Here is a 22659-nt window from a genome sequence, read left to right on the forward strand (position 1 = left end):
GCCTGCCGCGGTGGCGGACCTGTGTCGACGCACCCGGCCCGTGGTGTCCGATCGATGGTGGACGCGGTTCGTCACCCACGCGGAGTGGGTCTTCGCCGCCCAGCGGGCCACTGTCCTACCTCGCGGAGGACAGTCGCCTGATCAAGATGGATCGAGCCCCCCGGGGGACACCGCCAGGCTTCACCGAGGACCTGATCTCCGCGCTGCCGAACAGCCTGCCACCACTGGGAAATCGCCGAACGACGTGAACGGGGTCCACCACGCTTGTGGTGGCAACCGGCTGGGCCGCCCGCGGTACGCGGGCGGTCCAGCGGTCGGTTGTCAGCAGAGGATGATCAGGCCCGTGATCACGAGGCAGTTGGCGGTGTCGAAGTCATTGGCGGGGTTGGGGTCGTTGGGGGAACTCACGGTGCGCTGTGCGCCGCCTTGCAGCGGCAGTCCCACCGAGAGCAGGGACAGGTTCGCCCGGAAGGTGAAGGAGGCCGAGGCACTCGCGGCGAGCGCGCCGACCGGGCAGGTGACCTGCTTGAGGGAGCCGTTGTAGCTGCATGGTCCGAGGTTGGACACCGACGTCGTCGCCGTGGGAACGGCGGTGACGACGTCGGCTGAGACGACGGCGTCAGGCCCGGTGTTGGTTGCCTGGGTGCCCGTAGCGGATGCGGGGCCTGTTCGCCCGCGAATCCCGGAATCGACACCTTCCTGGGTGGTTCAGGCTTTCCCGACTGGACCAGTTGCCCCCTGGATCCGCGGACCGGTGCGGTTGGCGCGCGCTCTTTCATCTATGGGGCGCAATCTATGGCGGCCCGTATCGCCGGGTCCACCAGGTGTGCCGTCCCGAGGAACACCTGGTGGACACCGGACATCGCCCACTCGGCCGCCGTACGGTCGGCCCAGACTTCCGCCGTGGGCTCGGCATCCGCGTTCCATTCGGCGGAACGACGGCTTGTGCGCGCATCGAACCGGTACCAAAGTCACATGGTGGCCGTGGAATCAGCGGGTGACGATCTGGGGCGGCCACAACCGTGGTGTGTTCATGCCGTTGCCATGACAGGAGATCTCATGAGTACCACGACGTTCGCGATCGATCCCGCAGCGGTCCGGGCTGACTTCGCGTTCTTCGACGATCCACCGCACCGCGGCACCCGGCTGTGCCGGACCTACCTCGACAACGCCGCCACCGCCCAGCGGCCACGCGCCGTACTGGCGGCGGTCGAGGACTCCATGACCCGGTTCAACGCCAACGTTCATCGTGGCATCTATGCACTGGCGGCCGAGGCCACCTCGCGTTACGAGGCCGCCAGGGCAACGGTGGCCACCTTCGTCGGTGCCGCGGCCAACGAGATCGTCTTCACGAAGAACGCCACCGAGGCCATCAACCTCGCGGCACAGTGCCTGACCCACGCCGACCCGCCGCTCGCGCTTCGGGTGGGTGACAGCATCGTGCTCAGCGAGATGGAGCACCACTCGAACATCGTGCCGTGGCGCCTGGCCGCTCAGCGCTCCGGAGCGCACGTCCGCTACCTCGGGCTCGACAACGACGGCAGGCTGGAAACCTCTCAGCTCACCCGGGTCATCACCGCCGATACCAAGGTGGTGGCCGTGACTCACGCCTCGAACATGCTCGGCACGCTCAACGACCTGACCGACGTGATCCACCGGGCCCGCGAGGTCGGGGCCCTCGTGCTCGTCGACGCCTCGCAGACGGTGCCGCACCAGCCGGTCGACGTGCGGACACTCGGCGCCGACCTGCTCGTCTTCACCGGCCACAAGATGTGTGGCCCCACCGGAATCGGTGTGCTGTGGGGCCGGGCCGACCTGCTGAACGCGCTGCCTCCGTTCCTGGGTGGCGGGGACATGCTCGCGCACCTGGACGCACACGAGATGGTCTACGCGGCACCACCGCACCGCTTCGAGGCCGGCACCCCACCCGTCGCCGAGGTGTCCGGCCTGGCCGCCGCGGTGGACTACCTGACGGCCACCGGCATGCGGCGCGTCCGCGACCATGACCGCCAGCTGTGTGGCTACGCGATGCAGCGGCTGCTGAGCCTGCCTGGCGTCAACATTCTCGGGCCGAGGGAAAACGAGGACCGAGGCGCGGTGATCTCCTTCACCGTCGACGGGATCGACCCGGTCAGCCTGACCCGGCAGCTGGACCGCGCCGGGATCGCCATCCGGGCCGGCCACCACTGCGCCCAACTCGCCTGCGCCAGGTTCGGCCTGACCGCCAGCGCCCGGCTGTCGACCTACCTCTACAACACCACCGACGACGTCGACGCGCTGGTGGACGAGCTCATCACGATCCGCGCGAAGGAGGCATCGTGACCAGCTGGCAGCAGAGCTTCTCCACCGCGGATCTCGATCACCTGCGACCATATGACGCCGTCCTCGTGCCGGCGCTGTTCCACCCGTGGGCAACCTACCTCGCCGGCGTGCTGGCTCCGCCGCCAGGAAGCCGGGCACTGGACATCGCCTGCGGCCCTGGCACCGTCACCAGGGTCCTGGCCACCCTGATCGGACCCGGCGGAAGGGTGACCGGCGTCGACATCAACCCGGCCATGCTGGACATCGCCACGGCCAAAGCCGCCAACGGCGGCGCACCCACCAACTACATCCAGTCGGCCGCCGCTCCACTGCCCGACCTCCCGAACGCCGCCGTCGACCTCACGTGTTGCCAGCACGGGTTGCAGTTCTTCCCCGACAAGCCCGCCGCGGTCGCCGAATGGCATCGGGTGACGATCCCGGGCGGCCGGGTGGGAGTCGCGATCTGGAGCGGACTGGACCGCAACCCCCTCTTCCGCGCCCTGCACAGCGCCGTCGACACCATCCTCGGCCCGGCGGCCGCGGAACGCTTCCGCACCCCGTGGGCACTGGAGCCAAGCGACGCACGCGGACTGCTGGCCGGAACAGGTTTCACCGACATCCAGCACCACACCGCGACGCTGCCCATCACCTTCCCTGCCGGGCCAACCGACCTGCACACCGTCTACCACTTCTCGGCCGTCGCCGCCGACATCAAGGCCCTCGAACCAACGGAACGCACAGCGCTCCACGACGAGATACTCCACGGACTCCAGGACAGTCCGGCTCAAGGTCCGCTGCACGGCACGACAAGCGCCGAGATCATCACCGCCACCCGATAGACACCGCCGGCCGACAGGGACACCCGAACTCCACACCCGCCCCGCGGCCGGGCCGTATGGCGCCCGGGGTGCGGGCGGTGGAGTGTCCCTTGGCTCACCACGAACACGACGCGCAGCGGTCGCGCCGGCGGCGATCGTCTCAACGGTCGGGCAACCCAGCGAATGCTTCATATTCGTATTGTCCCCACCCTGCGAACCTATCCGTAAGGACGCGCGTAAATTCGTCCAGGCTGGCAGCTCCGCGGGATTTCACACAGCGCGTTCGCTGGCCGCAACCTGGTGCCGAACCAGCCCGGCCGCGGATATTCGTGGGGTTTCCCAGCGATGCGTTGGCCATCGTCGCCGCCCGGGTCCGGCACCCGTTCGCACCACCGCGTGTACGTGCCCGACGCGACACCTCCACCGCCGGTTCGCGTGCCGCGGTGGCGAGCTCAGGTCTTGACCGACCGTGTTTCTTAACCTGTCGGTGTCCCGCCGCCGGTAGCGTTCCTGATCAGCGCCTCGCCTGGTCTGTCTCGGTCAATTCAAGCCGGGGTGGTTGCGCGGCGAACCGGTGGCGGCCCAAAATCTCCTCGTGGGATTGTTTTCGTCCTGGTCCGGACGTCTCGCGCGGGCCGCGCTGCGCGGCCTGAGCCGGCAGGGCGGGCCATTGTTGCACCCGCCTCGCGCGATCTGACCAACCCCTTGGCGGGTGCCGGCTCCGAGAGGAGGGATGCCATGGAGCGGTCGCACAACGCGCGGTTGCGCGCGCTGCTGGCGGAGTCCGGACTGAGTGGCCCCGAGTTCATCGAGCGTGTCAATCGCGCGGGCGCGGAGGTCGGCGTGGACCTGCGCTACCAGCGTCCCTCGGTGACCCAGTGGCTGGCGGGCAGTCGGCCCCGGCCACCCGTCCCCGCGCTCGTGGCGGAGGTGTTCACCCGGGCGTTGGGCAGGCACGTCACCCAGGAGGACACCGGCATGCTCCCCGAGGGCGGGCATCCCGGGCTGACGCTCGGACCGCTGGAGTGGTGGCGAGGCCAAGCGGGCGCGGTGGTCGCGGAGTCCTCGGTCGAGCGCTTCCCGCCTCTGCCTTACGACACCGCCGTACTCGCCGTGCCGCGGTGGCCGGTGACACTGTCCCTGACCGGCCCTGCCGTGACGAAGGTCCGGCGTGCCGGCGCGGGCGACGTCCAGGCCGCCGAGTCCGCGCTGGAACTGTTCTCCTCGGCGGAGTCGGCGCTAGGCGGCGGCCACGTCCGCCGGGCGGCCACCGCCTACCTGCGTTCGACACTGGTGCCGTGGCTGCGGGCGGGCGCGTCGCCTTCGGTGCGTGAGCGCCTGCTCGTCGTGGCGGCACGGATGACCTACCTCTGCGGCTTCATCTGCTTCGACGACGAGGAGCACGGCACGGCCGAGCGCTACTACCTGACCGCTCTGCGGCTGGCCGTCGAATCGGGTTCTGGCGCGGAGTACGGCACCGCGTTGCGGGCGATGAGCGTGCAGGCGGTGCACCTGCGCCACCCGCATGTCGCGATGGACCTGGCCGATGGGGCGCTGCATGCCGCGGGCAACCGGGTGTCCCCGCGGCTGAAGGCGTTCCTGCTTGGCCAGTACGCCGTCGCGGCCGCGACGTCCGACGACCGGGCGGGCGCCTTCCGCGCCCTGGGAGCCGCTGAGCGGCGCCTCTCCCGGGCCGACACGACGCCAACCCCGGTCGCCGCCTACCACTGGGGGGCGTTCGCCTACCAGCAAGCCGCGGTCCTGGCAAGCGTCGGGGACCAGGCGGGGGCCGTACGGGCGCTGCGGAAGTCGGTTCGGTCGCGGTCCTGGGAGGAGCGCCGGGCCAGGGCAATCGTCCTGGCGCGGCTTGTCGAGTTGCATCTCGCGGCCGGTCACCTGGACCAGGCCTGCGTCGACGGCGCGGAGTTCCTCGCCGTCCAGGACGGACTGGGGTCGGCTCGTGCCCTGTCCGCGCGCCGCGCGCTCCGGGCGGGCCTCCTGCCGCACGGCGGCTACCCGCCCGCGAAGGCGCTGTTGGCTCGTCTTGGCTCGTCGTGGCAGCGGACGCCCTCCGCGCGACGGGACCCTCAGACGTGACGGTGGCGTCCTGGTAAACGACGTCACCTGGTGGTGACGAGGCCACGAATTGGGTGCTGTCGCGCGGTAAATTTTTCCGGGATTAACGGCAAGTGAGGATTAACGGTTCCTAACAATGCCGAGGAGGCGGTGCTGCCCAAGGGTGTCGTGTAATGGCTGGGTGCAACCCGTCACCGACTCTTCTCAGCCTGCCGGCACCACCCACGAGGACATGCTCGGCAAGGCTATCCGCCTCGTCGAACTACTGTCTCACATGGATATTCCGATCGGGCCGTCCGCAGTTTCCAGGCTGACCGGGATTCCGAAGTCGACCGCTTTCCGCCTTCTGCGCACCCTCGCCGACCACGGCATGGCCTCGTACCTGCCCGACGGCTACATCGTCGGTCCCCGGGCTCGCAGGCTGGGCCACCATGCCGCCATGGCGGTTGTGGGAAACGCGTTGACGCCCTTCCTGGTCGACCTTTACGACCGCACTGGCGACGTTGTCTACCTTGCCGTGTTGGACGGTTACGACGCGGTCACCATCCGGATAGTTCGCAGCAGTGCGCACTGGGACATCCCGCCCGTGCCGGACCGCGTCGCCGCGATGCGGTCGGCCGCGGGGCGCCTGCTGTGCGCTCACCGGGATTTTCCGACCTTCACCGGCAAGGGCCCATGGCCAATCCCCGACAGCCGTCAACTCGAGGCCTCCTTCGCTGCCCTTCGCCGTCGCGGAGCGGCATCGTGGGTCCCCGACCACGCCAAGGGCGTGATCGACTTCGCCGTTCCCGTCCACGGGATCTACGGGCCCGTGGCGGCCGTGGTGCGCGTCCGCCGGGGCAACATGCCCTTCGACAAGGTCTCCGAGCGCATCCACCGCGAGATCGCCCGTGCGGCGTCGGCCGCGGTCCGAAGACGCACCGGGGGAAACACCGAGTTGATCCGCAGACGACCGAGGGGCACAACCGTCGCCAGTCACGAGAGCTGGCCATGGCATTCGACCGGTGACGAGGCCTGACCCACGAGGGCGGACAACGCTGAGGCAGTGTCCGTCAGTCGAAAAGGGTCAGCAGGGCCCGCACGGGTGGGTACTCCGTGTGGGGCGTGAGTCTCGCGTGCAACGCGGTGCGCGCGATCCTGGTCCGCGTCGACGACACGCCAGGGAGGGTGTCGAGGAAGTCCACCGTGGTCGCGCACGCATCGTCGAGCTGGCCGACATCCAGGTGCAGCCCGGTCAGCCGGGCGAGGACCACGGCACGCGACCGGCGTTCGCTCACCGGCCGGTGGCGGTTCGACGTCCGCAGGGCACGTACGGCGCCGGCACGGTCACCCGCGTGGGCACGTACCTCCGCCTCCTGGAACGAGAAGGCCGACTGGTGGTACGCACCGACCGGCCCTGGCAGCCCTTCCGCCAGTGCCAGGTTCTCCTCCGCCGCGGTCAGGGCGGTGACGGCATCCCGGCGATTTCCGTCCGCGGCGGCGGCCACGGCCTGCTGACCGAGCAGAAAGGCCTGTAGGCGCCTGGGTGCCCCGGTGCCCGCCGCGAGCACGGCCCCATCGGCCAGCGTCACCGCCGCCGCGTGGTGGCCAAGGTGCACCGCCTGAATGCTCAAGCCACGCAAGGCCACCGCGTAGCCGGCGCCTGTCCCGGCCTCGGCGGCCAGGCGCAGGGCGGTCAGGTAGTGGCGCTCAGCGGTCCCCTGCAGGTCGTCGTCGAAACAGGCGAACCCGCAGAGGTAACTGACACTGGACGCCACGACCAGCAGCTGCCGGTGTACTCCGGACGACGTGTTCGCGGCCAGCCAGGGGGCAAGGCTGTGGCGGAGATACTTGCCGACCGTGGTCCGGACGGTCCCGCCGCCGAGAAGGGAGTCCGCGGAGGCGAACAGCGCGAGCATGGCTTCTGCGGACCGGACGTCCTCCAGGTCCGGGCGGTGCGGTCCAGATGGCGGTCGTGCGGTGCCGTAGGACGCCTGCGCAGGCCACCGGGGCACCACCAGTGCGGCGATGTCGAAGGGCGGGGGTACGGGCTGGTCCCGTGCGGAGTCGGCGACCACGTCCGCGGCGGGGCGTTGCCACCACGCGGACAGGTCGCCGCGCTGCGCGCCGTGGCCGTCGTGGCCGGTCAGTCCGGTCTCGGCAGGGGTGATCCGCCTGCCCAGCGCCCGGGTGAAGACCTCGGCGGCCAACTCGGGCACCGGCGTCCTCGGTCGTCCGCCGGAAAGCCACTGGGCGACCGACGGCCGCTGGTACCTCAGGTCAAGGCCGGCCTCGGCGCCCGCCTGGTTGATGCGCCGGACGAGTTCCGGGCCGGTGAACCCCGCCTCGGCCATGAGCGTCCGCAACCGACCGTTGGGAAGCTGTTCCACCATCGCCGTCACCTCGTCGTTGAACCCACCATACGGCCATGGTGGTCGCGGAGCTTGCGGCCGAGGCAGGAGCGGCGGTCATGCGCTGGGGACGACCGATTCTGTCGTCTCCGTGTCGGACAGCGCCATGACCAAGTGTACCCGATCCGTGGGGCCTGCCGTTGTAGGCGGAGTGTTCGCCCCGGGTGTAGATCCGGTGCACGCGCCCGTCGACGGGCGCGTGGAAGGTCTCGCCCTCGCCGTTGAACAGGCGGGCGTAGGGGTTGGTGGTGATGGCGATGTGTGCGCGGTCGGCTGTGTCGCGGTGCAGTGGGTAGACGGTGCGAGGCGGCAGGAACATCAGCCGCATCCGTCCGATCGTGAACGGCATGAGCTGGTAGAGGTGCCAGAAGTAGGTGTCCTTGAAGTCGGTGTTGAACTGTGTGAACGCGGATTCCCGGAAGAGCACGTGGCCTGACGGGTCGCGCCCGGGAGGCGTTGCCGTCGGAGTACGGGTCGTCGGCGTCGGGCCGGTGGGTCAGCGAGATCGCTTTCAGGACGCCATGATCTCTGTACTTGGTTCCGACGCTTTCCAACTTCTGCACCCTCGGTCAGGGCGCTGGCAGGCGCGTTGGTGGCGACGGTGATACCAGGTACGGTTGTGGCGAACACGATGCCTCCCAGGATTCTGGTCGATTTCCGGATGGGGATGAGAGTCCGGCGATCTCGCCGGTCTCCGTTCGGTTCTATCCGGGTGGGGTCGGCTCCCGGCCGGGGAGCGTGAAGCGCACCGTCTCCTCGATGACGGATCGTTCGGTCACCGTGGTGGGGCCGAGCTCACCGATGGCGGCGACGACGCCGTCGACAAGGTGGGGCGGGGCGGAGGCGCCCGCGGTCACGGCGACGGTCGAGGCATGGGCGAGCCAGGCCGGGTCCAGGTCGGCCGGCCCGTCGATGAGATGGACATCGCGGCCTTCGCGCTGTGCCATCTCCACGAGCCGCAACGTGTTGGAGGAGTTCGTCGATCCGATGACGAGCAGGACATCGGCCTCGTCGAGGACCGCCCGGACCGCGTTCTGGCGGTTGGTGGTCGCGTAGCAGATGTCGTCCGACGGCGGCTCGCGCAGCTGCGGGAAACGGGCCCGCAGCGCGGCGACAACCTCGCTGACCTCGTCCTGCCCGAGTGTCGTCTGGGTCAGGTACGACACCTTGCCCGCGTCCGCGACCTCCAGCCGCTCGACCTCGGCCGCGGTCGACACCACCACCATCGCCCGCGGGGCTTCGCCCAGCGTGCCGTCGACCTCCTCGTGGCCAGGGTGCCCGATGAGCACGATCGTGTCGCCGCGGGTCGCGAACCTGCGGGCCTCCGCGTGGACCTTGGCCACCAGCGGACAGGTCGCGTCGACCACCGTCAGTCCGCGCGCCCTGGCATCGGCGTGCACGGCCGGTGCGACGCCGTGCGCAGAGAAGACGACGACAGAACCGTTCGGGACCTCGGCGAGTTCCTCGACGAACACCGCGCCACGTTCGCGCAGATCGTTGACGACATGGGTGTTGTGGACGATCTGCTTGCGGACATACACCGGGGCGCCACGCCGGTCCAGTTCCCGTTCGACCATCTCGATGGCCCGCTCGACGCCTGCGCAGAACGAGCGGGGCGAGGCCAGCAGCACCGTGCGCGGCAGGGCGTTGTCCTGGTCGGTCATCGAGGGATCCTCTCGTCGTGGCCGTCAGTGGTCTCGCCGCGTCACCAGACGCGCAAGTGCGTGCAGGTCGTCGGCGGTGCCGTGCGGGCCGACCCGGTCCAGACAGGCGTAGGCGGCGGCGAGTTCGTGATCGGCCAGGTCCCGGGTCCACGCCCGGCCACCCGCGGCCGCCACGAGGTCAGTGGCCGCGGCTACGGCTCCGTCGCTGAGCTCGCCGGGACCGGTGTACAGCTCGACGAGTTTCCGCGCCTCCTGGGTGCCGGACGTCATGGCGGCCACCACGGGCAGGGATCGCTTGCGGGCGCGCAGGTCGGCGCCGACCGGCTTACCGGTCGTGCCCGGCAGGCCCCAGATCCCGAGCAGGTCATCGACACACTGGAACGCGAGGCCGAGATGTCGGCCGAAGGTCGCCATCTCGCTGACCCGCCGATCGTCCGCACCGGCCAGGCGTGCGCCGAGCGCGCACGCGCAAGCGGTCAACGCGCCCGTCTTGTGGGTGGCCATGGTGACGCATTCGGCACGGGTCACGTCGGAGCGGGTCTCGAAGCGGCAGTCGGACAGTTGCCCCTCGCAGAGCTCGCCGACCGTCCGGCTCAGGATGGCCAGCGACGGTCCGGCAGGCGCCGCCGTCGAGGCGGCCAGCACTCCCATCGCCAACGCCAGCAAGGCATCGCCGACCTGGATGGCGGCGGGGACGCCGAAGAGAGCCCACGCGGTGGCCCGGTGGCGTCTGGTCGCGTCGCCGTCGATCACGTCGTCGTGCAGCAGTGAGAAGTTGTGCACCAACTCGACGGCGACGGCGGCAGGCAGGACAACGTCGGCGTGCTTGTCGAACGCCGCCGCGGTCGCGAACACGAGCGCGGGCCGGAATGCCTTGCCGCTGTCCGCCGCGACCGGCCGGCCCTCCGCGTCGCGCCAGCCGAAGTGGTAGGCGGCGATCTCCGCGATGGCCGGTGGGAGTGTGCCGACCGCTGCGCGCAGCGCAGGCTCACACAGTGTCCTGGCCCGACCGAGCACCTCGTTCACCAACGCTCCCTTCTGCTGTGCGGGAAAGCTGTGCGGGTTGGCATTCACGTCGCCTCCGTGTCGCCGGAGCCGTTTTCGGCGAGCCGAAGCGCCTCCTCGACGAGGGTGTCGACGATCTGCGACTCGGGGACGGTCTTGATGACCTTGCCCTTGACGAAGATCTGGCCCTTGCCGTTGCCGGACGCGACACCGAGGTCGGCCTCGCGGGCCTCGCCGGGGCCGTTGACGACGCAGCCCATCACGGCCACGCGTAACGGCATCGGGAACCCGTCCAGTGCGGCCGTGACCCGGTCGGCGAGGGTGTAGACGTCGACCTGTGCCCGGCCGCACGACGGGCAGGACACGATCTCCAGACCGCGCTCGCGCAGGCCGAGGGACGCCAGGATGGCGTTGCCGACCTTGACCTCCTCGACCGGCGGCGCGGACAGCGACACCCGGATCGTGTCCCCGATACCCTCGGCCAGCAGGGCACCGAAGGCCACCGACGACTTGATCGTGCCCTGGAACGCCGGTCCCGCCTCGGTCACCCCGAGGTGCAACGGATAGTCACAGGCCGCCGCCAACTGCCGGTACGCCTGGATCATCACGACCGGGTCGTTGTGCTTGACGGAGAGCTTGAGGTCACGAAATCCGTGCTCCTCGAACAACGAGCACTCCCACAACGCCGACTCCACCAACGCCTCCGGCGTGGCCCTGCCGTACTTCGCCAGCAGGCGCTTGTCCAACGACCCGGCGTTCACCCCGATCCGGATCGGCACGCCGGCATCCCCGGCGGCCTTCGCGATCTCGCCGACCCTGTCGTCGAACCGCCGGATGTTGCCAGGGTTCACCCGCACGGCGGCGCATCCGGCGTCGATCGCCGCGAAGACGTACTTCGGCTGGAAGTGGATGTCGGCGATCACCGGAATCCGCGACTTGCCCGCGATCGCGGGCAGTGCCTCCGCATCGTCCTGAGACGGCACGGCCACCCGGACGATCTGACAACCCGCCGCGGTCAGCTCCGCGATCTGCTGCAACGTCGAGTCCACGTCGGCGGTCAGCGTCGTCGTCATCGACTGCACCGACACCGGCGCACCACCACCCACCGGCACCCCGCCCACCATGATCCGGCGGCTGAGCCTGCGGGGCGCCAGCGGCGGGGGCATCCGCCCTGGCGCGGGCAGGAAGACCTCAACCATGAGGTACCAACTCCTTGATGGTCCGGCCGATGGCCGCGGCGTCGAGCCGGTGGGTGTGCAGGATGTCGTCGCGCCGTCCATGGGCAAGGAAACGCGTTGGCAGGCCCAGTACGTGCACCCGGGCCCCGACGTTCGCGTCGGCGAGCGCCGCCGCCACCGCGCCACCGACACCGCCATGGCGTAGCCCGTCCTCCACCACGAGAACGGCACGGTATGGCCGGGCCAGCTCCACGAGCGCGGGTGCGACCGGCAGCACCCACCGTGGATCGACGACGGTGGCGGCGATGCCGTCCGCCGCGAGCGCGGTCGTCGCCGCCAGCACGGCGCCCGCCGTGGGTCCGACGGACACCACGAGGACATCCTTGGCCGTTGCCTCTGTGAGTAGATCCAGGCCGTCGCGGCGTTCGCGATGATCGATGTCGGCACCAGCGGTCGCCTTTGGGTAACGCAGTAGCGCGGGGCTGTCCTCGGACACCGCTTCCCGGAGCAGTTCGCGCAGCCTGTGCGGATCGCGGGGGGCGGCCACCCGTAGGCCGGGTACCAGGCCCGACAGCGCCAGATCCCACATACCGTGATGGCTGGCGCCGTCCTCACCCGTCACCCCGGCGCGGTCCAGCACGAAGGTGACGGGCGCACGGTGCAGGGCGACGTCGAGCAGCAGCTGGTCGAAGGCCCGGTTGAGGAAGGTGGCGTAGACCGCCACCACCGGATGCAGTCCGGCGAAGGCCAGCCCGGCCGCCGACGCGACCGCGTGCTGCTCGGCCATCCCGACGTCGATGACCCGGCCGGGGAACCGGGTCGCGAACGGCTCGAAGCCCACCGGCCGCAGCATCGCCGCTGTAATACAGACGAGTTCTGGATGACTCGCTCCCAGCGTGGCGAGTTCGTCGGCGAACACCGACGTCCAACTGGGTGCCGGGCGCGTCATGGGGATCCCCGTTGCCGGGTCGGTCACGGGGATCCCGTGCAGGCGGTCGACCGGATCGGCTTCCGCCGGGCGGTAGCCGCGACCCTTCGTCGTCACGCAGTGCACGAGGGTCACCGTGTCCGACCCCTTCGCCTTGCGCAGGGCCGCCTCCACCGCGTGGACGTCGTGCCCGTCGACCGGGCCTACATAGGCGACACCCAGGCATTCGAACAAGTTGCCCTCGGTAGGGGCGGATCCGTCCAGCACGCTCCGCCGTTGCCGCAGTCGTGCCAGGTGACGGGCCATGGCACCGACCGTCGGGTCGTAGGAGCGGCCGTTGTCGTTGACCACGATGACCAGCCGCCGCCGAGGGTCCGCACCGATGTTGTTGAGAGCCTCCCAGCACATGCCGCCGGTCAGTGCCCCGTCACCGACCACCGCGACCACGGCACGGTCCTGGCCGGTCAGCGAGAAGGCCCGCGAAATGCCGTCGGCGTAGGACAGGGCCGTCGAGGCGTGCGAGTTCTCGATGACATCGTGGACGGACTCGGCCCGGCTCGGATATCCCGACAGCCCGTCCGCCTGGCGCAGCCCCGCGAAGCCGGACTGCCGCCCGGTCAGGATCTTGTGCACATAAGCCTGGTGGCCGACGTCGAAGAGAATCACGTCCCGGGGCGACTCGAACACCCGGTGCAGAGCTATGGAGATCTCCACCATCCCCAGATTGGAACCCAGGTGACCGCCGGTGCGTGACACCCGGTCGACCAGGAAGGCCCGCACCTCGCCCGCCAGATCGACCAGTTCGTGCGGGCGCATGGCGCGCACGTGGTCGGGACGGTCGATCGTCGGGACGATGCCGGCCGGGATCAGGCCGTGCCACGGCCGGTCGAGGTCCGGCGCCTGGTCGCTCTGGCGGTACCGGTCGGTGGACATCGACCAGATGAGGTTCGCGTGCATCCAGTCCTGCATGGCGGCGACGTACCGACGGGTGTCGCGACGGACGGACGCGGCGAGACCCGGAACACGGGCGAGCGCGGCGGCCGCCTCGGCGAAGCGGGCATGCCGCACCTCGATCAGGCCGGCCACATGCCGGAGCGCCTCCGCGTCCGTACCGTCGACCGCCAGACCGTGGATCAGCACGCTGTTGTTGATGTCGCCCGCGGCGCGTTCCTTGTCGGCCGAGACAAGATCGTTGACGAGCGTGACCTGCTCGGCGGTGAGCGCGATGAGCTCGTGAAGCAGCGGATGGTCCGCCACCTCGGATGCCAGCTCGTAGCCCAGCACGGACTCCGACAGGTTCAGCGACACCGGAATGCCGATGCTCTGCCGACGGTTCACCAGGTACTCGGATATTCCCGGAGCCCGCGCACTCCGGCGGAATGCCGCCTCCTGCTCGAACGCGCGCAGGTACGCCTCGATGCTCGCCAGCATGCGCCGCCGCCACGAGTCCGACCTCGACGCAATGCTGCGCTTCCACAGGTCCGCCAGCGCCTCCGCCAGGGGATGCGATGCCGCCGACGGCCCATCACCGCTGAGACGGCCGAGCATGCGATCCGCCACCCGGCGGACTCGTCCCGGATCGGCACCGAGTTCGCCGTCGAACTGGTCGTCGAAGAGGAAGAACCAGGCGGTGAAGTCGCTGGCGAGTCGCAGTCCGTCCCCACCGGCACGCGGATAGGCCAAGCCGGTCAGCACGTCAAGGCGCATGACGTCGTACTCCTCGACGTCGGCCCGCGAGGTCAGCAGACCCTGCTCGGTCAACCAGCCGATCGTCGCCTGACGCACAGCGGGCGTCCCCGCGTTGATCTCACGACGGGGGAACGGAACGCAGACCAGCTCCGCGACGTCCATGACTTCCCTTCTGCCTCATGGGAACGAGCCTCCACTGTGCACCCGGCGCCACCTCGTCGCATCCGGTCGTTCCGGCAGCCGGCACACTTTTCTCCGGTAACCGAGAGACGGGTGGGCAGACCGTGTCTGCCCACCCGTCCGTGTCTGCCCGGCGGGGCCTGGCAGGTGGCGAGGAGGATGGAGACGACGAAGCAGCTGTCCGAGGCGTTGTTGTTGGTGGCGTTGGGATCGACGGGGGTGGAACTGGTGCGGGTGGCGGTCACACGTGCCGCGGCCCGTTCGGCCGCCGTGACATGGCGGCCGAACGGGCGTTGGGCGTGCCTTACACGGAGGTGAAGGTGAGTGCGGTGGTCACACCCGGGACGTTGGTCAGGCTGCCGGACAGGCAGAGCAGGGTGTTGGCGGTGGACAGGTAGACGAGGGTGACGGTGTCGCCGGTGAAGCGGCCCGAGGAGACCGTGCCGCTGAGCGTCACGATCTTCGCCGCGCCGGACAGGCCCAGGACAAGGCCGCTGATCGCCACCGTGCTGGTGACCGAGTCCGACCAGGTGAACAGGGCCGTGCCGCTGACGCCGGAACTCGTGGCGCAGCCGACGTTGCCGCTGCCGCTGGCTGAGGTCAGCGTGACGCCGGTGACGCCGCTGGGGGCGACGGCACAGGTGCTCGAGGAAACTCCGGCAGCGGTGAAGGTGTTGGCGGCGGGGAGCAGCCCCAGTCCCGGGCTGAACGTGTACGCGTCCGAGCCGAGGGTGCACAACGCGTCAACGCCGGCTGCCTGGGCCGGTGCGGCCACGGTGAGCGAGAGCGTCGTCATGGCCACCGCGGCGAGCGCGATGCACAGGCCCCGGACGAATCTGCGGATGGGCATGGTCTTCTGTGACATGGGAACTCCTTCAGGGGAAACCGAACTTGGTTACTGTGGGCGTAACCAACACCTGGAGGGAATAAGCCGTGCCGGGTGGCGGAATGCCAGTTTTCCGCCGGTGATCCACGTTTTGGGTGTCTCGTCGATGTACGGCGACGCCGGGCTGGACATGGTTGTGCGACAGCGATGTGAGGGGGTTTACTGTCCGGTGCGGTTCGGTCCCGCTCAGAGTCCTGGCCCGGCGGCGTGTGTCGCGCCGTCGGTGAGGTGGAGACGATAGATCGCGGGCATCGGCATCGCGTGGCTGAAGGGCCAGTCGACACCGGTCAGCCCGAATCCGATCAGGGCTCGTGCGATGAACGTGCCGTGACTGCCCACCACCACGGTCCTGTCCGGGCGAAGCGCGACACCGATGCCCCGAAAGGCGCTTTCGGGACGCTCAACGTCCTGAAAGCGCCTTTCGGGACATCGGGTCCGTGAGGGCGCAAGCCCTTGGGGCCGGAGGCCGAGACCTCGGGGCCGGGCTACGCGAGTGCTGCCGCGGGAAGCAGCGCGGTGATCGGGCCGATCGGGTCCTGGAGTTGCACCCCGGGGCGAGGTCGAGCCCCGGAAAGCACCGCGGTGAGCTACCAGGGTCGTGCGCTCCAGTCCTCCACGTCGTCGTTGCCGGGCGGTGCGTGGTGCTTCGTACGTGCCGGGGCGGCGGGCTGGTCGCGGACCGGGGCGACGTGAGCAGGGGGCGCGGGCTCGGCGTCCATTGCGGACAGTCCGAAGTCGGCGTTCTCCTCCAGCGGCGACGGCGGCTGGCCGGCCAGGTCCTGCGGTGGCGGAAAGCGGTGCTGGTACTGCCCGACGATGGCCTCGGCTCCCGCGCCGCCGCCCACCGTGTCCGCGACCGCCGCGCCCACCCGGTCGGCCAGCCGTGCCTGGGCCCGCCGCAGGCACGCCATGATCTGGGTGGCGATCTGGTCCGGCTTCATCCGGCCGACGTCCGCACCGAGCCGCAGGTCGGTCGGGATGCCGGAGGAGGCGACGGTGATCATGATGGCGCCGCCGGCGGCGGTCTCGGTCACCGACACCCCGTCGATCGCGCGGCTCGCGGCGTCGTACCGCTTGGCCTGCTCCGCGACCCCTGCCCGCCACTCGGTGATCCGCCGGGCGATCTCATCTGTGGTTTCCACCGCGTGCCTTCCGTGTGGTCATCGGAGTCCTTCGCGTACCAGGCCGAGAAACGCGCGCACTTCTGTCTCGCTGTAGGGCGGCCGCATGGCGGCGGTTATCGAGTCCGGGCGGGCCAGGGCCTGCTCGATGGCCTTGGCGTACCTGTCCTGCTCGCCGGGAAAGTAACGACCGCCGCGGATCGTGTTGGCCAGCCCGGCCGCGGCTTCCTTGGTGAGCCCCGGCGCGCTGAACAACGAATAGACGAGATGGTCCATCTCGCCCGCATATTCAGTAGTCATCATTGCCCCGTGACGAAGATCGGCGGATTGACGTAAGGTCCAAGGTGGTCGTAGATCGGCACACCGGTGATGCCCTGGCTTTCCAGTTCGAGCTTGAGGTTGTACATCTGCGCCATTTGTGGTTTGTAGTGTCCACTCGCCGCGGTGACGTACTGGATCTGGCCGTTCTTGACAGCCAGTTCACCGGCGGCGGCAACGGGTTCTCCGCCACCGAGACTCGAATGGTGGAACTCGCCGGGCTCGACATCGTTCGACGCGAAGATCTTGCCGTGCCGGTCCATGACGAAGATCGCTCGGCCGCCCTCGCCGAAGGGTGTGTTGCCGGAACTCGTCTCGAACGGCCGGTTTCCCCTGCCGTACAAGGTGCCGTCCGGGCCGAACTCGAGGCCGTAGAACCTGTTGAGCCGCTCGGGGGACGGTCGCGACACCGACTGCCCCGGGAACGGGTGCCGGGCCGGATCCGTTTCCCCGTCGTAGTAGGGGTCCATGTGAGACAGGTTCCCGTACCGGTCCGGAGGAGGAGTCGGCGGTCGGACCGGCACCGGTATCGGCCGGCCGTACGGGTCCATCAGCGGCGGCATGGTCCGGCTCGTCTGGGCGAAGGAATCGCCGCTGTATGCGGCGTTGCCCGCGACGTCGCTGATCCGGCTGGGCGTGAAGTGGCCCGTGTAGGGATCGGCGGTCGGCGCCGAGGTGCTCCGTGGGGGTCGGTACGTGGAGCCACCGTGTGGTGGGAGTGGTCTGGCCGGCCTCATGATGTGTGCACCTCCTCGGGATCAGGCCCAGCCGTCGACGATGGCGGCGACGTCGGCGAGCACGGTGTTCAGCGCGGCGGGGTGGCCGGAGTTGAGCACGTTGTAGTAGTCCGGCAGCCGGTCGACGAGGTCGGTGACGCAGTGCGTCACCGACTCCTGGATGTGTAACCTGGTGCTGCCCGCCATGTCCCCGGCCGCGGTCACCAGGGCGGCGATCGACTCCGCCGCCTTGACCACCATGTCGAGATCGTCCTGCTGGGTGGCGGCCTTCTCCCGGTACACCTCGCCCGCGCCGCCCGCCCATGCCGCGGTGTTCCTGGCCACGCTGGACTCGAACTGGGTGCTGGCCTCCTGTGCCAGCGTGGCCACCCGCTGCCAGTTCTCCGCGTACTGGGCGACCGCGCCGGGGTCCCCGGCGAACCACCGCTGTGCTTCGCGCAACGGCTGCAACTGGTCGAGCAGGCCGGGGATGCCGGTGTCCGACAGTGCGTCCACCGGGTCCGGGGCGGGCCCGAGCCCCTCGGCGCCGCCGGGCACCACGACGCTGTCCGGATGTGCCCAGTCACCACGCCGCACCGACTCGTTGATCTCGTGCAGCGCGTCGGCGCGTTGGGCGGTCATTCCGCCTCCAGCAGACGGTGGAACCCGCCCGTGTGCACGCGCTCGGACTCGTCGTAGGTGCGAGCGGTCTGGTCGACACCGTCCCGCTCTGCGCCGACGGACTCGACGACCCGTTCGAACGCGCTCTGCGCCGTCTCGGCCGTCGGCTTGATCGCCGCGGCGAGCGGGGCGCCGAACGGCCCGAACGCCTCCTCGGGCAGATGTGTCTCCAGTGCGGTCCGCAACGCGTCCGCCAGCTGGTCCACGACCCCACCGAGTTGCTGGTGGTGCGCGGACAACGCGCTGACATCGACGTCGAAACCGGCGTTCGTGCCGGATGTCTGCTGCGGGTTGGGTTTCATGGTGCGGTCGTCCTAGTCGGCGGGTGGGGGCGGGGCGTTCGGGGGCTTCGGTGGCGCGCCACCGATCACCGGCGGCGGCGGATTGCCATCCGGCGCCTGGAAGATCTCCTCGCCCTTGATGTAGCCGGCCGACTTGCGGACCTGGTCGCCGCTCTGCCCGCCACCGCCGGCACCGCCGCCCATCCCGCCCATCGGCATGCCGCCCTGGGCGCCTGCCGGACCGCCGGGGGCACCCGGGGCCATGCCGCCAGGCATGGCCCCGGCCGGGATGCTCGCGCCCGGTGGCATCGCACCGGTGTAACTGCCAGGCGCACCGAGCGTCGCGGGGGTGCCAACGCCACCACCGCTGAAGCCGGCACCACCACCCGGCCCCGAACCACCGTCGGGCAACGAACCGCCACCGCCACCACCACCGCCGCCGAGGGGCCCGAAGTCACGCGGCGGGAGCGTCGGCAGACCGGCGTTCGCCGGGTCGGTGACGTGGCTGGGTTCGCGCAGCGCGTGCTCGGGAAGTCTCTGCGGTTCTGGCACCGCCGGTGCCGACCACTGGCGTGGGGTCATCGGCTGGGATTCGCCCTGGTTCGGCAGGGTCGGCCGCTCCGGCAGCTTGGGCACCTCCGGCACACTCGGTGCGGTCCACTGCCGGGCGGCCTGCCTCGGTTCGGTGGGCGCCTGGCCGCCGCCGGTGGGCGGCGACGCGGGCAGCCGCGCCGAGGTCGGCGTCGGGGGTGCGGCGGGCATCTGCGGCATCGACGGCATCGTCGGTACCGGCGGCACGTGTGGCGGGGTGAACGTCTGGGGCTGCGTCTGCGGCGTCGGCGCGGAAGACGGGCCCGTGCTGCCCGGCATCTGTGGGGTCGGGGGCAGTACCGACGACGGGTCGGTCAGCCCCGGCGGTCCGCCATTCGTGGCCGTTGGGCCACCCGGCAGGTTCGGCAGGTTCGCGCCGACCGGCGGTACCTCCGGGGGAACGAAGGTGGGAGTGCCTCCGCCAGGCGCGCCACCGCCCCCATAGCCACCACCGCCCCCATAGCCACCGCCGCCGCCATAGCCGCCTCCGCCGGGCATGCCGCCATCGGCGAAGGCCGGGTCGATGACCTCGCCTTCGTCGGGCATGGGGACATCCATCCCGCCGCCGTAGCCGCCACCACCGCCGCCGTAGCCGCCACCACCGCCGCCGTAGCCGCCGCCTCCGTAACCGCCGCCGCCGGTGTCGTAGCCGCCGCCATATCCGCCGCCGCCGTAGCCGCCGCCACCGCCGCCATAGCCGCCGCCGTAACCGCCGCCGGTGTTGTAGCCGCCGCCACCGCCATATCCACCGCCGTAACCGCCACCGCCGTAACCGCCGCCGTAGCCGCCCGGGCCGTTCACCCCGGGCGGCATGTCGCCGGGCAGCCCGACGTTGCCCGGGCCGAACTGAGAGGTGTTCCCCTCTTCCGTCGCGGCGTACTCCTCCGCGGTCTGCTTGGTGCCCGTGGCGGCGGTTTCGATGGCCGTCGCGGATTTCGACACCAGGTCGGTGATCCGTTGCGTGGTCTGCGCCATCGCCGTGGTGAAGCCCTGTTCCTGGGCGGCAGGGCCGAACATGTCCGGCGTGACCTCGATCGTCCCCAGCGATGTCGCCGCGGTGCCAACGGCCTCGGACCGGCCGGAGAGCCGGTTGCCGAAGCTGTTGATCATGTCACCGGTTACGGTGAAACCGCCGCCTGCGGTGGTCATACGACGTACTCCCCGTCCTGGACCTGACCCGGGTAGGAGTGGCCCGGGTTGCCTTGCCCGCCATACGATCCCGACCCACCGGCCGAGGGACCTCCGGTGGACTTCTCGAACCGTTCGAGCTGCCAGGAGATGTCCTCGGCGATGCCCTCCAGCTCACTCATCCGGCCGGTCTGCCTGCCGAGTGCCTCCTGCAGCATGGTGATGCGCCGGGCGGACTCGATCATGACGGCGATGGCGGCGACGACGGAGGCGGCGATGCCCACCCCGATCGAGGCGCCGAACGTCCAGAACGCCGCGGCGACCGCCGCGGCCAGGATGATGATGATGGAGCCGATCGCGGTGGCGACCAGCTCACGGACGATCTTCCGCAGGGTGATCACCATGGCGCCGGACACGGCGGTCAACGTGCCGAGCCCCTCGACCACCTTGGCGAGGCCGAGTAGCTCCTCGTGGAGCAGCTTCATGCTCGCGCGATGCGCCTCCGCGGCCTCACCCTGCCAGTCGTCCAGGCTGGGGATGTCCTCGCGGTGCCCGTGCGCGACATAGGTCAGGTTCTCGGTGATGGTCTTCATCGCGTCGACCGCGGTCTGCACGGCGGAGGCGTCGCCGTCCAGCTTGTCGATGGGCTCACGCAGGAAACTGACCGAGTCGATGATCCAGCCGAAGCCGGACGCGAAGAGCTGGGCGAACGGATCGAGGGCACCGCCACCGCCGTCGCCGACGTTGTCCAGTCCCTCCAGGGTGTGGCCGACGATCGGCACACCCTCCTCTTTGGCCTCGTTCGACAGCTGCTTGATCTTGTGCTCGATCTCGACGGCGAACTGACCGACCAGCCCGCCGGGGCCGGAGCTGCTGGATTCTGTCATGGTCACCACGGCTCCAGGTTGTCGTCGGAATCATCGGCGGCCGGCCGCCGCACGGGACGGCCCGGTGCCTGCTGCGGTGCCGGGCGCGGCGGTTCCGGTTGCCGTGCCTGCTGTTCGGTCAGGTCGGCCGGGACGAACTTGTCGGGGTCCGGTCCGGTGTCCGCCGAGGGGGCCTGCTCGTCCGATGGCGGCTCATAGGTGATGAACTTCTTGGTCTGCTCGGCGAGTGCCGGGTTGCCGAACGGGACGAACGCCTCGGACACCCGCTCCGCCGCCCTGCGTTGCGCGGTGCGGACGGTGTCCATGATCAGCGCGGTGAGCCGGGTGGGGGAGTGACCCGCCGCGCGGTGTCCGAGGTGGAGGTTGTGCAGCGCGCCGTTCGGGCCGACCGTGACGGTCACCGACTCGTCCGACGAGCTGAGCGTGACCACCGCGTTGCCGATGTCCTCCTGCAGTTTCGTGGCCCGCTCCTGCAGATCGGTCAACCATCCAGAGGAGCCGACCTGCGGGCCGCTGTTCGACATCGTCATTTCCTTACCTCGCTGGACGTTTGGTCGGCGAAGGCGTGACTGTCCCTCGTCGGCGAGGGTAGCCACGCCGGTCAGGCACACGACGACCGAAACGGTGCTGGTATGCCCGAACAGCCATCGGCGTCTTTCCCTTTCGGGCAACCGGAGTTCAGATCACCCCGGCACGCATCGCGTAGGCGACGGCGTGGGGGCGGTTGCGCAGGTTGAGCCGCGTGGTCATGCCCGCGATCACGTTCTTGACGGTGCGTTCGGAGAAACTCAGTTCCTTGGCGATCTCGATGGTGTCCATGCCGTCCGCGATGAGCCGCACCACGTCGATCTCGCGGGCGGTCATGGCACGCGGCGACAGCACCTCCCGCTGCATCTCCTCGACGTGCCTGATCAGCTCGCCGACCAGCGGCGGCGGCAGGACTCCACCGCCCGCCACCACCACCTCCGCGGCGCGCCGCAGCCGGTCGCCGGTCGCCGCGGCACGCGGAACCACCGCCACCACCCGGCATTCCACCGCCGTGAGCAACTCGGCGCGGGTGATCTCGTCGATCACGAGCAAAACCGGGGTGCCGAGTTCCGCCGCCGCCCTGCGCAACGCGGCGACGACGTCCTGGGTGAACGCCTCGGCCATCACGACGGTGACGTCGGCGTCCGCCCGTCGCTCGGCGGGTAACAGGTCGAAGCCCGTGCCGCCCCGGAAACAGCTCGCCAGACCGGCGGCGCTGATGGGATCGGGTGCCTGGACGGCGACGCGCACGCGCTCCACAACTGACCTCCCCTGCAGTCGGGGGGAGTGTGCTGGACCTGTCTTCACAAACTCTCAATGACCAGGTAGCCGATCGTTCGGTGGCCGCAAGGTCTTCGAGAGCCGGAAGGCCTCGATGTACTTGGGCAACTCCTCGAGGGCCTGTTCCGGCTCGCGGCGGGCCCGCACCACGGCCAGCGTCGCGGTCAGATCGGCGATCATCCGGTCGGCCTGCCCTGGTTCGAGCACGAGCGCCCCGGTGCGGGCGAGGCGCAGGAAGAGATCCCCGGCGAAGATGGTCAGTCCCACGCGCACCGCCCTTCTGGCGCGGTCATTTCCAGTCCTGGTTGCCATGCCAGTCGCCGATCACCGGCGGGGACACCACGCTGCCGGGCGCGAACATCTCCACGTCGCCCCCCAGGTAGCTCGCCGGCTGGTGCTCGTCGTCGTCCTCCTCGCGGCTGCGACCGCCGGGGGCACCACCGCCGCCCATGGGCGAACCGGTCGTGCCGAGACCGCGTGCTCCCGGTACGCCGCTGCCGGGCGCACCCGGAC

22 protein-coding genes and 1 pseudogene are annotated in these 22659 nt (G+C 70.1%); 4 read left to right on the forward strand and 19 right to left on the reverse strand.

Features of this window, described 5'->3' with window-relative positions; translation table 11 throughout:
- Positions 1 to 321: 321 nt before the first annotated feature.
- Positions 322 to 681 carry a hypothetical protein gene (locus WBA97_RS10415; protein ID WP_424230558.1) on the reverse strand — a complete coding sequence of 120 codons (360 nt, stop codon included), beginning with the start codon at positions 679 to 681 and terminating at the stop codon, positions 322 to 324.
- Positions 682 to 1059: 378 nt separating this feature from the next.
- Here WBA97_RS10415 and WBA97_RS10420 point away from each other — a divergent pair, with 378 nt between their 5' ends.
- The 4 genes from WBA97_RS10420 (at position 1060) to WBA97_RS10435 (ending at position 6213) form a co-directional block, all read left to right on the forward strand.
- A complete protein-coding gene (locus WBA97_RS10420; protein WP_424230537.1) occupies positions 1060 to 2322 on the forward strand; it encodes a SufS family cysteine desulfurase in 1263 nt (420 codons plus the stop codon).
- Complete coding sequence (locus WBA97_RS10425; RefSeq protein ID WP_424230538.1) at positions 2319 to 3140, forward strand: methyltransferase domain-containing protein; 822 nt, start codon at positions 2319 to 2321, stop codon at positions 3138 to 3140. Before WBA97_RS10420 ends, WBA97_RS10425 begins: the two co-directional genes overlap by 4 nt.
- A gap of 717 nt (positions 3141 to 3857) precedes the next feature.
- Positions 3858 to 5216, forward strand: a complete 1359-nt coding sequence (locus WBA97_RS10430; protein WP_424230539.1) for a hypothetical protein — start codon at positions 3858 to 3860, stop codon at positions 5214 to 5216.
- 160 nt (positions 5217 to 5376) lie between these two features.
- Positions 5377 to 6213, forward strand: a complete 837-nt coding sequence (locus WBA97_RS10435; protein WP_424230540.1) for an IclR family transcriptional regulator — start codon at positions 5377 to 5379, stop codon at positions 6211 to 6213.
- Positions 6214 to 6247: 34 nt separating this feature from the next.
- Here the strand turns inward: WBA97_RS10435 and WBA97_RS10440 are convergent, their stop codons facing one another.
- From WBA97_RS10440 to WBA97_RS10525, 18 genes and pseudogenes are all read right to left on the reverse strand, one after another.
- Positions 6248 to 7567, reverse strand: coding sequence for a hypothetical protein (locus tag WBA97_RS10440; RefSeq protein WP_424230541.1), 1320 nt, complete (start codon positions 7565 to 7567; stop codon positions 6248 to 6250).
- Positions 7568 to 8289: 722 nt separating this feature from the next.
- Positions 8290 to 9249, reverse strand: coding sequence for a 4-hydroxy-3-methylbut-2-enyl diphosphate reductase (ispH, locus tag WBA97_RS10445; RefSeq protein WP_424230542.1), 960 nt, complete (start codon positions 9247 to 9249; stop codon positions 8290 to 8292).
- 24 nt (positions 9250 to 9273) lie between these two features.
- Positions 9274 to 10275 carry a polyprenyl synthetase family protein gene (locus WBA97_RS10450; RefSeq protein ID WP_424230543.1) on the reverse strand — a complete coding sequence of 334 codons (1002 nt, stop codon included), beginning with the start codon at positions 10273 to 10275 and terminating at the stop codon, positions 9274 to 9276.
- A gap of 44 nt (positions 10276 to 10319) precedes the next feature.
- Entirely contained in the window at positions 10320 to 11453 is a 1134-nt protein-coding gene (ispG, locus tag WBA97_RS10455) for a flavodoxin-dependent (E)-4-hydroxy-3-methylbut-2-enyl-diphosphate synthase (RefSeq protein WP_424230544.1), read from the reverse strand.
- Complete coding sequence (locus WBA97_RS10460) at positions 11446 to 14211, reverse strand: 1-deoxy-D-xylulose-5-phosphate synthase (protein ID WP_424230545.1); 2766 nt, start codon at positions 14209 to 14211, stop codon at positions 11446 to 11448. The genes ispG and WBA97_RS10460 overlap by 8 nt, the downstream gene beginning before the upstream one ends.
- A gap of 322 nt (positions 14212 to 14533) precedes the next feature.
- Positions 14534 to 15094: a hypothetical protein gene (locus WBA97_RS10465; protein ID WP_424230546.1), complete on the reverse strand. Its 561-nt coding sequence runs from the start codon at positions 15092 to 15094 to the stop codon at positions 14534 to 14536.
- A gap of 207 nt (positions 15095 to 15301) precedes the next feature.
- Positions 15302 to 15454 (reverse strand): hypothetical protein, encoded by a 153-nt coding sequence (locus WBA97_RS10470; RefSeq protein ID WP_424230547.1) that lies wholly within the window; start codon positions 15452 to 15454, stop codon positions 15302 to 15304.
- 248 nt (positions 15455 to 15702) lie between these two features.
- On the reverse strand, positions 15703 to 16257 hold the full coding sequence (locus tag WBA97_RS10475) for a hypothetical protein (protein WP_424230548.1): 555 nt from the start codon (positions 16255 to 16257) through the stop codon (positions 15703 to 15705).
- 18 nt (positions 16258 to 16275) lie between these two features.
- Positions 16276 to 16512, reverse strand: a complete 237-nt coding sequence (locus tag WBA97_RS10480; protein ID WP_424230549.1) for a hypothetical protein — start codon at positions 16510 to 16512, stop codon at positions 16276 to 16278.
- A gap of 23 nt (positions 16513 to 16535) precedes the next feature.
- Entirely contained in the window at positions 16536 to 17024 is a 489-nt protein-coding gene (locus tag WBA97_RS10485; protein WP_424230550.1) for a hypothetical protein, read from the reverse strand.
- A gap of 288 nt (positions 17025 to 17312) precedes the next feature.
- Complete coding sequence (locus WBA97_RS10490; protein WP_424230551.1) at positions 17313 to 17912, reverse strand: WXG100 family type VII secretion target; 600 nt, start codon at positions 17910 to 17912, stop codon at positions 17313 to 17315.
- On the reverse strand, positions 17909 to 18253 hold the full coding sequence (locus tag WBA97_RS10495) for a hypothetical protein (protein WP_424230552.1): 345 nt from the start codon (positions 18251 to 18253) through the stop codon (positions 17909 to 17911). Before WBA97_RS10495 ends, WBA97_RS10490 begins: the two co-directional genes overlap by 4 nt.
- Before the next feature lie 12 nt (positions 18254 to 18265).
- On the reverse strand, positions 18266 to 19972 hold the full coding sequence (locus tag WBA97_RS10500; protein WP_424230553.1) for a hypothetical protein: 1707 nt from the start codon (positions 19970 to 19972) through the stop codon (positions 18266 to 18268).
- Positions 19969 to 20844 carry a hypothetical protein gene (locus tag WBA97_RS10505; RefSeq protein ID WP_424230554.1) on the reverse strand — a complete coding sequence of 292 codons (876 nt, stop codon included), beginning with the start codon at positions 20842 to 20844 and terminating at the stop codon, positions 19969 to 19971. The genes WBA97_RS10500 and WBA97_RS10505 overlap by 4 nt, the downstream gene beginning before the upstream one ends.
- Positions 20841 to 21323 (reverse strand): YbaB/EbfC family nucleoid-associated protein, encoded by a 483-nt coding sequence (locus WBA97_RS10510; protein WP_424230555.1) that lies wholly within the window; start codon positions 21321 to 21323, stop codon positions 20841 to 20843. Before WBA97_RS10510 ends, WBA97_RS10505 begins: the two co-directional genes overlap by 4 nt.
- Before the next feature lie 193 nt (positions 21324 to 21516).
- Positions 21517 to 22125, reverse strand: a complete 609-nt coding sequence (locus tag WBA97_RS10515; RefSeq protein WP_424230556.1) for a helix-turn-helix transcriptional regulator — start codon at positions 22123 to 22125, stop codon at positions 21517 to 21519.
- Positions 22126 to 22179: 54 nt separating this feature from the next.
- A complete protein-coding gene (locus tag WBA97_RS10520) occupies positions 22180 to 22413 on the reverse strand; it encodes a hypothetical protein (RefSeq protein WP_424230557.1) in 234 nt (77 codons plus the stop codon).
- 22 nt (positions 22414 to 22435) lie between these two features.
- Positions 22436 to 22659, reverse strand: a pseudogene (locus tag WBA97_RS10525) (hypothetical protein); the annotation flags it as partial.

It is taken from the genome of Actinophytocola sp., assembly GCF_049647105.1.
Taxonomy (GTDB): domain Bacteria; phylum Actinomycetota; class Actinomycetes; order Mycobacteriales; family Pseudonocardiaceae; genus Actinophytocola.